Consider the following 14,627-nt stretch of genomic DNA (forward strand, 5'->3'; position numbering starts at 1 on the left):
GTTATGCAAATAATAGTGTTAATGATAAGTCGATAAATGGATTGAATATGAATAATGAATTTATTTCAAAAAATAATATTAATTACCAATTATTAATTGAAAGAATTATTTTTTGTGTAAAAAATGGAGATTTTAATAAATCAGATTTAATGCTTGGTAAGTTAGAAATTTTAGCCCACAAAAATAATAACTTTAAGAAGGAGCAAGGAGTATATTTTAATATCCCGAACTTTCCAGACTTGCAAGTTAATTTAATTAAAAATGTTGGTGATTCTGAATGGAGTGTTATTAAATTACATAGTAAAAATGTATTTTATACTAAATTTATCCCAAATTTTAATGACAATTTTTTTGAAAATAATAGTTCTTTAAATTTTAAGAAAATTGATTTTGACTCAAGATTAAGTAATTATAGGTATATATATTCTTATGAGGGATTGTTTGATGTTATATTTATTGTAAAATCTGAACAATATAGAAAACAGAAGCATCCTAATAACTTTCAAGCGTTTGAAATAAGAAGGTAGTTGATTTTTTTATAATAATTTAAAATTAACCCGCCTAAGCGGGTTTGTTGTCTCAAGCAAACTCAATATTTTATAGGCTTATAAGTTTATTAAATAAAGATATTGGGTTTAAAGCTATCATTTTAAATTTTTGGTGAAATTAAATTACTTGTTTTAAAAAAATAATACTTAAATATAGATGGGCTTTGTTGCACAAAGATTTCATAACTATATGATTTTAAAGGTTTTGATTATTTTTTGATCCAAAATTAAATTTATTTAAATCAGATGCTTACATATTTATGCAACAAAGCCTTTTAGGCTTAGTGAAATTATTTCTTTTAATTATTTATAAAATATCTAAATCTAATGGATATAAAATGACACATTGATAATTATTTAAAATAAACTAATTATGAAATTGATTTTTTATAGGAATTAGTTTTTTTGTAATAATATTTATTTAAAGAGTGTGATTGTATATTAAAAAATAAACCCGCATTAAGCGGGTTTATTTCAATCTCAAAAGAGATTACATATTAGGATAATTAGGACCACCACCACCCTCAGGTGTTACCCAAGTAATGTTTTGAGATGGATCTTTAATATCACACGTCTTACAGTGAACACAGTTTGCCGCGTTAATTTGGAAACGCTTAGAACCGTCATTTTCTTCCATAATTTCATAAACACCAGCAGGGCAGTAGCGCTGAGCAGGCTCATCCCATTTTGGTAAGTTCACATTTACAGGAATAGACACATCTGTCAGTTTCAAGTGAGCAGGCTGGTTCTCTTCGTGAACGGTATTCGATACGAATACTGAAGACAAACGGTCAAATGTAATTTTACCATCTGGTTTTGGATAATTCGGTTTGAAGTTCGCAGCATCGACAGTTTTTAAAGCGCTGAAGTCGGGCTGTAAGTCATGCAGCGTGAACGGCACTTTAAAGATGTTTTGATCAACAAAGTTGAACGCACCACCCATCCATTGACCAAACTTATGCATAGCAGGGCCGAAGTTACGAGAGTTATATAACTCTTCTTTCAACCAACTGTTGTTGAACTTGTCTGTGTACGCAGTTAACTCTTTAGCGAAGAAGTCTTCACCTTCAGTCACACGTGCAATGGCAAGGTCACCACCTTTTTCCACACCCGCAGCAATCGCTTCAAATACAGCTTCACCGCACAGCATGCCTGATTTCATTGCTGTATGAGAGCCTTTGATTTTCGCAAAGTTTAGGAAACCTGCGTCATCACCAATTAAGCTACCACCTGGGAAAGTGAATTTAGGTAGTGAGTTGAAGCCACCTTTTACAACCGCACGTGCGCCATAAGAAATACGTTTACCACCCTCAAGATATTGCTTAATCAGTGGATGTGTTTTCCAGCGCTGCATTTCCATAAATGGATACATGTGTGGATTGGTGTATGACAAGTCAACGATCATACCCAACGTCACTTGGTTGTTTTCAGCGTGGTATAACCACCAACCGCCTGAAGAACCTGTTTCACTTAAAGGCCAACCTGCACCGTGCATCACCAAACCTGGTTTGTGCTTAGCAGGATCGATTTCCCAAAGTTCTTTAATACCAATACCGTAATGTTGCGGATCAGCATCTTTATCTAAATTGAACTGAGCAATCAGACGTTTACCCAAATGACCACGACAGCCTTCAGCAAATAATGTGTATTTGGCATGCAGTTCATAGCCAGGAGTAAAGTTATGCGTTGGTTCGCCATCTTTACCAATACCCATGTCGCCAGTCTGAATACCTTTCACAGTCCCGTCTTCATGGTAAAGAATTTCAGATGCTGCAAAGCCTGGGAAAATAGACACTTCTAATTCTTCAGCTTTAGCACCTAACCAGCGAACCACGTTACCTAAAGAAATAACATAGTTGCCATCGTTATGCATGGTTTTTGGCACCATCCAATGCGGTGCTTCTTGTGATTTTTCATCAGACAATAAGAAGAAGGTTTTATCTTCAGTCACAGGCACATTTAACGGTGCGCCTTGTTCTTTCCAATCTGGGAACAATTCATTCATCGCGCGGGGTTCAAGCACAGCACCCGATAGAATATGCGCACCCACTTCGGAGCCCTTTTCCACGACACAAACGGACAGATCGTTTAGGTTATTTTCAATTGCAAGTTGACGAATTTTAATCGCAGCAGATAGGCCGGCAGGACCTGCACCGACGATAACTACGTCAAACTCCATCGATTCACGTTCGATGTGTTCCATGTAGGACTCCTCATATTTCGGAAGGTGGCATCCATTCAATTCATTTAAATGGTGCTGCCATGAGTGTTCTTAATGCCCAGACACAATTTTTCTATCGTGTCTTTGATATTGTGGGCTAGTATAGTTTTAAACCGAGTTCTAGCCAATTGGCTGAATCATATTATTTTTCCGTCACTAAGGTATTTATTAGGCGGATGAAGCAGCAATTGAACGAAAACCCGACGAAAAAATTCATTAATAGGGATGATAGAAATTTAATGAACATTGCACAATACTTAAAAGATGGACAGTCCGGTCACAAAAGGTCAATCCCCCCATTAGATCAATGGCATCCAAAGCATTGTGGTGCAATGGATTTGAAGGTTTTAGCCAATGGAGAATGGTGGCACGATGGTCAATTGATCAAGCGGCAAGCACTCATTGATCTGTTCTCAACCGTGCTTTGGAAAGAAGATGGGAAATTCTATTTAAAAACCCCTGTGGAACAAATTGAAATACAGGTGGAAGATGAGCCTTTATTTGTTAATCAAGTCGATACGCTTGAGCTAGAAAACAAGCGCTATATCCAGTTTACGACCACAACACAAGACGTGATTGTTGTGGATGATGAACATCCGATTTTTATGCGTGAATATCAGGGTGAACTACGTCCTTATGTGCATGTTCGTTTTGGTATAAATGCCTTAATTCAACGTGCAGCTTTTTTTCATTTAGTCGAGATGGGTGAGCTGCTTGAAAATGAGCAAGGGGAGTCCATTTTAGTGTTACAAAGTGGCGATTTGCACTTGCAATTAGGCACCTGAGGTTTAAGCTTTCCACCTTGTCATTCTGAACAATATATAAGTGACCCTATGACCGCCATTCATCCCATTTACCCCTTAAATGTACCCATGCCAAAAGCGACTGCTGATGCGCCTATTGGGGTATTTGACTCAGGTATTGGTGGTTTATCTGTTGCATTGGAAATCGCACGTTATTTACCGAATGAACGGATTGTTTATTTTGCAGATACGGCACATGTCCCTTATGGCCCGCGTCAAGATCAGGACATCCGTGAACTGACTGCACATGCGATTGAGTGGTTATACCGTCAGGGGTGTAAAGTCGCTGTCGTGGCATGTAACACGGCATCTGCTTTTAGTTTGGATTATTTGCGTGAACATTATGGGGAGAACTTCCCCATTATTGGTTTAGTTCCTGCGTTAAAGCCTGCCGTTCTGCAAACAAAAAGTAAAACAGTGGCTGTTCTTGCAACCCCTGCGACATTTCGTGGAAAGTTGATTAAAGATGTGATGCATCGTTTTGCTGAACCTGCAGGGGTGCAAGTTTTGTCAGTGACCAGTCTGGAATTGGTGCCCTTTGTTGAAGCAGGTGCGCAAATGACTGAGCCTTGCCTGCAGACATTAACCGAGATATTACAGCCAGTTGTAGATGTCGGTGCAGATTATTTAGTGCTTGGATGTACACATTACCCCTTCCTAAAATCGGCAATTCAGTATATTTTTGGTCAGAAGCTGACATTAATTGACTCAGGTTTTGCAGTTGCACGACAAACAGCCCGAATTTTGATTAAAAATGAGTTATTATTTGATCAGAAAAGAGAAAATTGTTTGCGTATAGAATGCTATGTCAGTGGCAATAATGCGGAAAATTTAAAACCGGTTGTGGCGCGCCTGATTCAAGATGATATTTCTTGGAACATTGCCAACATCGGACTTATAAGTTCAGAAGACTAAATCAGTCATTTTGGACAACGTTAAATGAAAAAATTAGTTTTTTATTGGGGTAGTCATGTCGCATTTTCCAGCTAAGATCAATTCGATGCTGAGTGCGTTATGCAGCGGGAGAGGATCACTAATGCTCGATAAGCGTTATCAAGTATTCATTTCCACATCTGGTAGCGAAATGCAGCCAGAACGGATCATTTTGGCTCAGACGCTTGTGGGAATGGGGTTTTTCTCATGGGGGCTAGAACAACGCACACCATTGAGCACTGCTTTTGCACGTCGTCAAATTGACGATTGTGACTATGTGATGATTTTATTGGGTAGTCAATACGGTGAGCAGTCTGTGTCTGGTGTGGGCTATATGCACCTTGAATACATCTATGCGGTGACCAAGCAAAAACCCGTCATTGTGTTTATGCATGATGATCCAGATTCACGTGATGATGCGTTACATGATGCTAAACCTGAACTTCGTGAAAAATTTAAAGAATTTAGAAAACTATTACAAAATGAAGTCGATCAAGTTTTTACCTATCGTAGTTTGCGTGATTTAGAAATGGCAGTTCGATTGAACATGCCACAAATGCTAGAACGCTATCCTGTTACAGGTTGGGTACGCCCACAGAATACTCAAGCTTTACATGATGAAATTGATCGTTTAAAAGCCCAGTTAGTTCAACTCGAAACAGAGTCTGGAAAACGCGAAGTTGATCCATTCCTATCTTTACCAAAAGTGTCGATGCATGAACTATTTTCATTTGAATACCGCATGCACGCTTATCAAGATGGTAATTTCAAAGAATTAAAAGTACAGAAGAAAATGACGTGGGCGCAGCTCTTGTCGATTTTAGGCGCAACCTTTGTTAATCCAACCCCTGAAGAATTCTTCTCTAAACGTATGAATGAGTTTTTGAATGAAACAGGTCTGGATGATGCACGTATTGAGATGCCACGTGCTCATGCGGTTGCGCGGGCACAAGTGAATATTCGTGCTTTACACAGCATTAAAAGCCAGATGCGGCAGAATGACTGGATTGTGCCCAATGGCCGAGATGACCGTCAGCGGATGTTGTGGCAAGTAACCAGTAAAGGTCAAAAATTGTTAGAAAGTAATTTGCTTGATAATGATCGAGTTTTTCAATTTAAATCTGCATATTAATCAATTTTATTAAATGGATAAAAAGCTGCTACATTAGCGTCATTCAAATTGATGGAAAAAGCGTAATGTTGCCTGTCGAGAAAGCTAAAGTCACCATTATTCTGGCGAATCTAGGTACGCCTGATGCGCCAACTGTGCCCGCAGTGCGTCGTTTTCTGCAACAGTTTTTGTCAGATCAGCGGGTGATTGAAATCCCGAAACCGATATGGCAAATCATTCTACGTTTGTTTATTTTGCCATTTCGCCCTAAACGTGTTGCACATGCTTATGACATGGTTTGGGGTAATGATTCGCCCATGCGTGAAATTTTATTTGAGCAAGTCGCCGCAGTAAAACAGCATCTCACAGCAAAATATCCAGAATTTGAACTGAATGTGATTCCGGCCATGACTTATGGTAATCCGGGGATTTCTGCCGCTTTAGCGCAATTGGCTGAGCAGCCTCAAGACCATATTCTATTATTTCCGTTGTTTCCACAGTATTCAGCAACATCTACGGCACCTTTATACGATGCCATTGCTAAATGGATTCCACAGCAGCGTAATTTACCGGGTCTGAGCATTATTCGTGATTACTATCAGCACCCGCTATTTATTCAAGCTTTAGCGCAAAGTGTGCGTGATTATCAAGCGGAGCATGGGGTCGCGGATAAGTTATTGATGTCTTTTCATGGCATTCCACAGCCTTATGCCGACAAGGGTGATCCCTATGCTGACCGTTGCCGTGTAACAGGACATTTAGTCGCGCAAGCGCTTGGTTTAACTGAAGATCAATATGAAATCAGTTTCCAATCTCGCTTTGGTAAGCAAGAATGGGTGAAACCTTATACTGATGCCACTTTGGACGCATGGGGCAAACAAGGCGTGAAATCGGTACAGGTTATGAGCCCTGCATTTTCAGCGGATTGTTTGGAAACGCTAGAAGAGTTGGCGCTGCAAAATGCTGAAATTTTCCAAGCTGCAGGCGGTGGTGAATATGGTTATATTCCTGCATTAAACGCGCGGGATGATCATGTCGCATTGCTCAATTTGTTACTTCAAGCTAATCTTGATGCCTTAAAGCAAACATTAGCCCATTAACGCCTTGAGGTTGTCGCCCTATGTTGCAAGTTAAAATCGTTCCCGTCACGACATTTCAACAAAACTGTTCCATTGTTTGGGACTCTGAGTCGAAAGAAGGGGTCTTGATTGATGCAGGGGGAGAGCCTGAAAAATTAAAAGCTGAAGTTGAAGCGCTTGGTTTAACGGTCAAAGCCTTGTGGTTAACGCATGGCCATTTAGACCATGCAGGCGCGGTTGGGGCATTAACCCAAGCTTGGAATGTTCCAGTGATTGGCCCGCATAAAGAAGATGCGTTTTGGTTGGACATGATTCAGGAAGTTTCTGCGAAATACGGTTTCCCGATCCCTGAAAATGTCCATGTGACCCAATGGTTGGAAGGCGGCGAAACTTTGAAGCTGGGTGAAGAAGAGTTTGAAGTTCGTTTTGCACCGGGGCATACACCGGGTCATGTCATGTTCTATAACGCAAAATATGCCGTGCTTTGGACGGGGGATGTGTTATTTAAAGGCTCGATAGGCCGGACAGATTTTCCACGTGGTAACCATCAACAATTACTCGACTCCATTCAGCGTGAATGCTTTAGCTTGCCGGATGACACCCAGTTTATTTCAGGGCATGGTCCAATGAGTACGATTGGTTATGAAAAACAACATAACCCTTTCGTTGCTGGTAAAGCGGGTTAAGCAACAAGATAGAGAAAATTGAATTAACAAAAAAAGGAATCCAAACGGATTCCTTTTTTATTTACCTAAAAAATAGGTTTATGCACTTGAGTCCTTAGAATTGATCTTCTTCACGGCCACCATCGGCCTGAGGTGCATCTTGTGTCGGCAGGCGATATTCGTCATTGGCCCATGCACCGAGATCAATCAATTTACAGCGATCTGAGCAAAACGGACGATATTCATTGTTTTCCCATGTGGTGAGTTTGCCGCAGCGTGGACAATTCATGGTGGTGGGCATGCTTAACTCCAGCAAAAACGGATGATTCAATTAGGCAAATACAGTCGCAGTTGTTAGACTTATGCCGTTCTGTTTAGTTTGATCTGTTTATGCCTATTCGTCAATTTCAAGCGCAGCGTATGCGAGCTCCCCGTGATTTTCAGCCGATTGATTCCACACCGATTTGTGTGGAAATTGGGGCTGGTAAAGGTAAACACGCATTCTTATTTTCAGCCAATCACCCTGAATTTCAATTGATTGCTGTTGAGCGTACACGTGAAAAATTTCTGGCAATGCAAAAACAGCATCAAATTGAAGGGCAGCAAAATCTTAGCCCTGTTCATGCAGATGCAATTCCTTGGGTTGTACATGCCTTACATCCTGCGCAAGTACAGCAATTCTTTATTCTGTATCCCAACCCTGAACCGCATAATCCTGCACAGCGCTGGTTAAATATGCCGTTTTTTGAATTTCTATTGTCGCGTTTGCAGCCGGGTGGTCAGATTACCTTGGCCAGTAATATTCCTGAATATATTGAGGAAGCGCAGCAGCAGTTAATTGATGTTTGGAAGCTACCTTTTGTCAAAGAACGCATTGCAGAGACTTCAGCACGTACACACTTTGAGATTAAATATCTAGAACGTGGTGAACTCTGTCAGCAGTTAATCATTACCAAGCCTGTAGATTACACCACACGTTTTGATGATTTTCAGCCGCTACAAGGTAAGCAACCCACCGAAGCATCTGCGGAATAATTGGGCATGACTCAGCGTATTGCAATCATTGGGGCAGGTCCTGCGGGATTGATGGCGGCGGAAGTGCTTAGCCAATTTGACTATGACATTCATGTTTATGAGCAAAAACCATCGGCAGCCCGTAAATTTCTAATGGCGGGCAAGACGGGGCTGAATATTTCGCATGCAGAACCCATTGAACAATTTGTGCAGCGCTATGATCAAGTGGAATGGCTGAGTCCATGGGTTAAGCAGTGGGATGCAGCATGGATTCAACAATGGATGAAGGGGTTGGGCATTGAAACCTATATTGGTTCATCGGGTCGGGTCTTTCCTATTGAAATGAAAGCTGCGCCTTTACTGCGTTCATGGTTAAAACGTCTTAGTCTAGACGGGGTACAGTTTCATTATCGACATCAAGTTTTGGACTTACAGTCCAATCAGCTGACAATTCAAAACCTTGTTGATGGATCAAATCAAGCGCTTGGCTTTGATGCGATTATTATGGCGTGTGGGGCTGTGTCTTGGTCACGTTTAGGCAGTGATGGCGCATGGCAAAAATGGCTACAGCCTGAGAGCATTGAAGCTTTTCAGGCCAGTAATGCTGGTGTGGAACGTGTTTGGTCGAAGTTCATGCAACCCGTTTTTGGACAGCCTTTAAAGCGGGTCAATGCATGGGTCGATCAAGCCGAGCCGACCCAAGGCGATATCATCATTTCACACTATGGACTGGAAAGTGGATTGATCTACAAACAAGGTCGAGCACTGCGTCAACAGGTGAAATCTGCTCAGCCCATGCAGCTAACTTTGGACTTATTGCCAGATCAAAGTGTTGAGCAATTGGCAAAGAAACTACAGCCTTCGAAGAAGCAGTCTTTAACCAATGTTTGGCGTAAAGCCGGTTTAGATGCGGCGAAAGCTGCGCTGGTCCGTGAACTGGTGGATAAATCTTTGTGGCATGAACCTGCCTTACTTGCTGCGAAAATTAAACATTTAGATATTCACCTTGATGGATTTCGCCCGATAGATGAGGCGATTAGCTGCGCAGGTGGTGTGAAGCGTTCAGTCCTAAATGATGGGTTACAATTGAAGAGCAATCCTGCAGTATTTGCTTGCGGTGAAATGTTGGATTGGGATGCGCCTACTGGAGGCTATTTACTGACAGCATGCCTTGCGACCGGTCGAGCAGCGGGTGAAGGGGTTCAAAACTATCTGGTTTCTTTGCAGAGCTAAGCGCTTCAAATTGTCACAATCTTGCTGAGGAGTTGTGATATTTTGAGATGAAATTCTTCTAAGAAAGACCACTATGCGCGTACAAGAACAATATACCGGAAGCTGCTTGTGTGGAGCGGTTTGTTATGAGATCAATGGTCCGATCGGTGAGATCATGCAATGCCATTGTTCTCGGTGCAGAAAAGCCAATGGTACGGCATTTGCGACCAATGCTCCAATAGCCAAAGCAGATTTCAAAATTGTGTCGGGTGAACAGGTATTGAAAAAGTTTCAATCTTCACCAACCACACAGCGTTGTTTTTGTGGGGAATGTGGTTCACCAATTATGAGTATTAAAACCGATACCCCGGATTACTATCGCTTACGTATAGGAACACTGGATACACCCATACAGCAAGTACCAGTCTGCCATATATTCGTCAGCTCAAAAGCAGAATGGGACAGTATTCATGATGATTTACCACAATATGCTGAACGACCATAGCGAAAATCAAGATTGAGCAATAACATCAAGGGCATGGATGTGCCCTTGAAGTTGAGTTTAGTTTGTGTCTTTTAGCTCGTGTTACCTTCTCATTCATCCATGTTGAATTTGGGTGCATAGATTGCAACAGGGTGGATGATTAGGGTTGTCGAGTTTTTTGTAGTTCAGGATATTGTTCTTGCCAATGTCCCAATTGTTCTTGAGCATGAATAAACTGACCGAGACCTTTGACACTATCACTAGGATTTTTCAACTCACCATCGGCTGTTTGATTTTTCTCACGATAAATTTGTGATTGATTGTCCCAGTACTGGTACATCAAGCCTTGAATGTAACGGCCTTGTTCAGTTTTCATTTCGAGTTCTTTGAGCATATTCAGTGCTGACTGGATGTTGTCACGCTTACGCTGTGTAGCAAATTCATCAGTGAGTTTGCCTTCCTCACGCAGTTTCATCAGCTCATCTTCCATCTCATCGCTAATTTGACTAAAGCTCTCGTCATATTGCGTCAGAAGCGTGAGGTCGTGTAGATCATCTGGGGTCTTGGCAAAGTTTTTAATAGGATCACTACTCAGCTCTTTCATGATTTGATCATCGGAACTGATTTCACTATTTTGTTCCACTGTTTTTGATGATTTTTCACATGCAGTGAGTCCTAAGACTGTACCCATGAGGAAGATGACACTGAGTTTTTTAAAAGAGATAGGCATGAGCATAATCGTGTCCTAATGTGTTTTTCTAAAGATGTAGACATGCGTGATATAGGGGAAATCAATCAAATCCTGTGCAGTCTTTTGGGTTGATTCAGCCACGATATTTTCAAATTGTTGTTTCAGTTTTTGTTGTTCATCCGTGCTTAGCGCTGCAATAAAACTGGTGGACAATAATCGTTTGGAAACCACGTGTTCCACTGTACCATGATGCAATTGTTGAAAGGTGGTTTCGGCAATTAATTTAAATATTTGCTGCTGCTCAAACACTTTTTGCCATTGCCCACTATGATAACGTGGTGTGTCACCTTCGAGTTCACTCAAGACATCAGCGAGTTGTTTGACCCAATTGACTTGAATATCACGTTGGTTCCAAATCAATACAAGATCACCATTGGGGACTAAGATACGACTGATTTCATTGAGGGTTTCAGGTGTGGCAAACCAATGAAAAGATTGAGCACAAAATACGGCTGCTACAGAATGATCATGCAGTGGAATCTGATCACTTTTGGCGGATAAAGTTGCAATATGCGGATGTTTTTTCTGCAATTGTTGCAGCATTTCATGCACAGGTTCGATTGCGGTGATATTTTCACTGAGTGGACGAATATACTCGAGAAATTTTCCTGTACCTGAGCCTAAGTCCACCAGATGGGCTTGAGGGGCTAAAGCTAAATGTTGTTGTAGCCATGCAATGATTTCAATCGGGTAGTCAGGGCGGGCTTGTTGATAGAGTTCAGCTGCTGAGCTAAAGCCTTGTTGTGCGGCAGGATGTATTGAATGTGTCATATTCTGCACTTTTTAATCTGTATGGCCTCTATAAAATAGCATATTTGGAACAAGATAAACTTTGAATGCAACAAGGAAGGAAAAGCGTGACGCAACAAGGACTGGAGCAAAGTACAATGGAAAAGCACATCATTTTTGAAGATGATCAAATTCGTGTCATTTTTCAGCCTGGCAGTTCTCGTGAGCTTATTTTCTCCTTCGGTGATTTGATTACCCGCGCCAAGGGCTTGAGCATCAATGCAGAGAAGTCTTTGCAAAAATATGATTTTAATGTGATCGGTGTGATGCCGAAACAAAAATCGTGGTTTCCAGCATCGTCAATGCAACCGATGTATCAAGCCATCAAGCCGATCCTAGAGCAATTTGAGCTGCGAATTGCCTATGGTGGTTCCATGGGTGGCTATGCAGCCATTAAGTATGCCAATTTATTTGGATTCCAGCGCGTGGTGAGTATGGTGCCACAGTTCTCCATAGACCCTGAAGACATTGTCGATACACGCTATGGCATGTTCTTTCAACCTAATCTGCATGCCAATATGCGAGTACTTGCTGAAGATGTATCGACTACACGCGAATATATCGTTGTGTATGATCCTTATTGTCCAGAAGATCGCGCTCACTTTGAAAAACTACAGGCTTTAATTCCGCATGTGCATGTGTTGCATCTGCCGTTTACAGGGCATGATGCCATTGCGGTATTGGCGAGTTCAGAACTGTTAAATGATTTCTTGAGACATCCTTTTGATGCGCCGTATTTTTATCAAAAAATGCGTCGGGTTAAGAAAAACAGCAAATTCTACTATCGAAAAGTCATCGAAAATTTGCTGACTCGCCATCGTGATGCCTTGGGTGAAATTTTAAAAAGTAATTCGTTTCAGCTTGATCCACAATTTTTTGATGCCAAACAAAAGCAGACCTTATTACGAGTATTGTTTAATAACAAACAAGTCAGTGAGCAAGATCTGCAAAAGTTGGGGATCACAACTTTTGTGCCACAGGATAATCGTAACCTGTTACTCGACCAGTTTGATCATGGTTTAGTGTTTAACGTGATTAGCCAAAAAATTGAAAGCTATGCAGCCGGTGTGATTGCACTGAATCACAAGTTTTTGATCCCTTTGCAGCCCAAGGGCACAGGTCTGGTATACGTACAAGTCCAAGATGAGCGTTACATGGTGGTGATGAATGACCGTCAGGTAATGAAATTGGTCTTAGCTCAAGATGAACTGGCGACAGGTATGCATCCGATTTTAATGCAGAAATATGTGGGCTATTACACGCTCAACTATAAAGAACTGCGTTTGAGTAGCGATGAATTTGGTCAAGTCTTCTTTGTCGAAAACGCCGATGCATCTTGCCAGTTTGTGGTGCAGCCCGAACAGATTTAAGCTCGGCATTTGTTTGAAAATCCAAAGCTTGCTAATTTGTAGGAAGGGATTATGATGAGAGAAAGGTAGTATAAAAAACAATCATACTGCCCAGAACATCATAAGGAATATGAGGGGTATCAGTATGCATTCAACGCAGATGCTTGCTGTATTATTCATCTTAGTGCTGACCATGGGTTCAGCCTATGCACAGGGGGTTAGTTCAAGCATACTGATTTTTAGCAGCAGTATGTTGTTACTTACGATACTGACCATTTATGTCATACTCAAAATTCGAAATTCACTGCAACATCATCTCGATAAACCCGCGAAATAGCGGGTTTTTTTATATGCTGTTCGATTGCACTTTGGTGCATCACAGGTTTTAATCATTCACAATCGAATCTTTATAATCGGCCAGAAGGGAAGCAGCCATGAAAGCGGTATTTCTAGATTATCAGTCTCTAGATAAACAGGACTTAGATTTTAGCGGACTAGAAGCACAGTTTGATGACTTGACGCTCTATCCCGCAACAACGGCTGCAGAGGTTGCTCAGCGCATACAAGGGGCTGATGTGATTATCAGCAATAAAGTACACATCAATGCTGAGCACATGCAGCTCAATCCGCAATTAAAACTGATCTTGATTTCTGCTACTGGCACCAATAACGTTGACCTTGTACACGCACAGCAACAAGGCATCGTGGTGTGTAATTGCCAAGCTTATGGCACCGCTGCGGTCGCACAGCATACCTTGATGTTAATGTTGAACTTGGCGACATCCTTTCGACAGTATGATCGGGCGGTCCAACAGGGAGATTGGCAAAAAGCGGATCAGTTCTGCTTACTGGATTTTCCAATTATTGAGTTGGCTGGTAAGACTTTGGGGATTGTCGGCTATGGCGAATTGGGGCAAGCCGTGGCACATTTGGCTAAAGCTTTTGGCATGAAAATTATGATTGGTGCGCTACCGAATCGACCTATGGCAGCTGAGCGTGTGGCATTTTCTGAGATGCTAGCGCAGGTCGATTTTCTGAGTTTGCATTGTCCTTTAACAGAGGAAACCCGTGATTTACTCAATCATGAAAGCTTGGCTCAAATGAAAGCATCGGCCTTTGTGATCAATTGCGCACGAGGTGGTGTTGTCAATGAAACTGCCTTAGCTGAGGCATTAAAATCAGGCACGATCGCAGGCGCAGCAACCGATGTCTTGACGGTTGAGCCACCCAAGCAGGGTAATGTGCTGCTCGACCCAAGTATTCCAAATTTAATCATTACCCCACATAGTGCATGGGGCAGCGTCGATGCGCGACAACGCATTGTGCAGCAATTGGTGGAAAATGTAGAGGCCTTTAAAGCGGGGATGGTTATTCGACAGGTCAATTAAAATCGAGTTTAAGGAATATTATTTTTGAACAAAGCTCCGTATAAATAGGAATGTCTATGCAGGTCGATCTTGCCAATAAAAAAAGTTTAAGATTATTTTGCATGCTGATTCTCTTTACCGCATGCATCACTTGGGCATGGTACAGTTATGTACTAGGGTCTGTTGACATTTGTTGATTAAAAAAATAGCGAGATAGTAAAATTAAATCGCCAAACCCAATTTTACACTCGCTATGCCTCGAACAATGCTAAATGATCAACACTGGTCCAAGTTACTTGCT

Annotated in this window: 16 protein-coding genes; 12 read left to right on the forward strand and 4 right to left on the reverse strand. The window is 41.5% G+C overall.

From position 1 onward, the window contains the following. Window positions 1-47 precede the first annotated feature (47 nt). A complete protein-coding gene (locus FTV37_RS10230) occupies window positions 48-527 on the forward strand; it encodes a hypothetical protein (protein WP_180002898.1) in 480 nt (159 codons plus the stop codon). Window positions 528-1,038: 511 nt separating this feature from the next. Here FTV37_RS10230 and FTV37_RS10235 read toward each other — a convergent pair. Then, on the reverse strand, window positions 1,039-2,751 hold the full coding sequence (locus tag FTV37_RS10235) for an electron transfer flavoprotein-ubiquinone oxidoreductase (RefSeq protein WP_180002900.1): 1,713 nt from the start codon (window positions 2,749-2,751) through the stop codon (window positions 1,039-1,041). Window positions 2,752-2,945: 194 nt separating this feature from the next. On the opposite strand from FTV37_RS10235, the gene FTV37_RS10240 reads away from it, so the two are divergent. The 5 genes from FTV37_RS10240 (at window position 2,946) to FTV37_RS10260 (ending at window position 7,381) form a co-directional block, all read left to right on the forward strand. Then, window positions 2,946-3,554 (forward strand): DUF1285 domain-containing protein, encoded by a 609-nt coding sequence (locus FTV37_RS10240; RefSeq protein WP_180026641.1) that lies wholly within the window; start codon window positions 2,946-2,948, stop codon window positions 3,552-3,554. A gap of 48 nt (window positions 3,555-3,602) precedes the next feature. After that, a complete protein-coding gene (gene murI / locus FTV37_RS10245; RefSeq protein ID WP_180063775.1) occupies window positions 3,603-4,487 on the forward strand; it encodes a glutamate racemase in 885 nt (294 codons plus the stop codon). 121 nt (window positions 4,488-4,608) lie between these two features. Further along, a complete protein-coding gene (locus tag FTV37_RS10250; protein WP_067764038.1) occupies window positions 4,609-5,637 on the forward strand; it encodes a DUF4062 domain-containing protein in 1,029 nt (342 codons plus the stop codon). A gap of 65 nt (window positions 5,638-5,702) precedes the next feature. Next, a complete protein-coding gene (gene hemH / locus FTV37_RS10255; RefSeq protein ID WP_180063776.1) occupies window positions 5,703-6,716 on the forward strand; it encodes a ferrochelatase in 1,014 nt (337 codons plus the stop codon). 20 nt (window positions 6,717-6,736) lie between these two features. Next, window positions 6,737-7,381 (forward strand): MBL fold metallo-hydrolase, encoded by a 645-nt coding sequence (locus FTV37_RS10260; protein ID WP_180063777.1) that lies wholly within the window; start codon window positions 6,737-6,739, stop codon window positions 7,379-7,381. A 94-nt stretch (window positions 7,382-7,475) separates the two neighbouring features. Here FTV37_RS10260 and FTV37_RS10265 read toward each other — a convergent pair whose 3' ends face one another. Continuing rightward, window positions 7,476-7,661 (reverse strand): DNA gyrase inhibitor YacG, encoded by a 186-nt coding sequence (locus FTV37_RS10265; protein ID WP_180063778.1) that lies wholly within the window; start codon window positions 7,659-7,661, stop codon window positions 7,476-7,478. 83 nt (window positions 7,662-7,744) lie between these two features. On the opposite strand from FTV37_RS10265, the gene FTV37_RS10270 reads away from it, so the two are divergent. The 3 genes from FTV37_RS10270 (at window position 7,745) to FTV37_RS10280 (ending at window position 10,091) form a co-directional block, all read left to right on the forward strand. Continuing rightward, on the forward strand, window positions 7,745-8,395 hold the full coding sequence (locus FTV37_RS10270) for an SAM-dependent methyltransferase (protein WP_180063785.1): 651 nt from the start codon (window positions 7,745-7,747) through the stop codon (window positions 8,393-8,395). A gap of 6 nt (window positions 8,396-8,401) precedes the next feature. Then, window positions 8,402-9,607 (forward strand): TIGR03862 family flavoprotein, encoded by a 1,206-nt coding sequence (locus FTV37_RS10275; protein WP_180063779.1) that lies wholly within the window; start codon window positions 8,402-8,404, stop codon window positions 9,605-9,607. Window positions 9,608-9,680: 73 nt separating this feature from the next. Continuing rightward, window positions 9,681-10,091, forward strand: coding sequence for a GFA family protein (locus tag FTV37_RS10280; protein WP_180063780.1), 411 nt, complete (start codon window positions 9,681-9,683; stop codon window positions 10,089-10,091). A gap of 139 nt (window positions 10,092-10,230) precedes the next feature. Here the strand turns inward: FTV37_RS10280 and FTV37_RS10285 are convergent, their stop codons facing one another. After that, complete coding sequence (locus FTV37_RS10285) at window positions 10,231-10,806, reverse strand: hypothetical protein (protein ID WP_306670359.1); 576 nt, start codon at window positions 10,804-10,806, stop codon at window positions 10,231-10,233. A gap of 9 nt (window positions 10,807-10,815) precedes the next feature. Further along, window positions 10,816-11,592, reverse strand: a complete 777-nt coding sequence (locus FTV37_RS10290) for a class I SAM-dependent methyltransferase (protein WP_180063781.1) — start codon at window positions 11,590-11,592, stop codon at window positions 10,816-10,818. 116 nt (window positions 11,593-11,708) lie between these two features. Between FTV37_RS10290 and FTV37_RS10295 the strand changes: the two genes are divergently transcribed. The 3 genes from FTV37_RS10295 (at window position 11,709) to FTV37_RS10305 (ending at window position 14,347) form a co-directional block, all read left to right on the forward strand. Beyond that, a complete protein-coding gene (locus FTV37_RS10295; protein ID WP_180063787.1) occupies window positions 11,709-12,980 on the forward strand; it encodes an alpha/beta fold hydrolase in 1,272 nt (423 codons plus the stop codon). A gap of 124 nt (window positions 12,981-13,104) precedes the next feature. Next, window positions 13,105-13,296 carry a hypothetical protein gene (locus FTV37_RS10300; RefSeq protein WP_078189765.1) on the forward strand — a complete coding sequence of 64 codons (192 nt, stop codon included), beginning with the start codon at window positions 13,105-13,107 and terminating at the stop codon, window positions 13,294-13,296. 97 nt (window positions 13,297-13,393) lie between these two features. Further along, complete coding sequence (locus FTV37_RS10305) at window positions 13,394-14,347, forward strand: 2-hydroxyacid dehydrogenase (protein WP_180063782.1); 954 nt, start codon at window positions 13,394-13,396, stop codon at window positions 14,345-14,347. Window positions 14,348-14,627 lie beyond the last annotated feature (280 nt).

The organism is Acinetobacter sp. YH16042 (assembly GCF_013417245.1).
Taxonomy (GTDB): Bacteria; Pseudomonadota; Gammaproteobacteria; order Pseudomonadales; family Moraxellaceae; genus Acinetobacter; species Acinetobacter amyesii.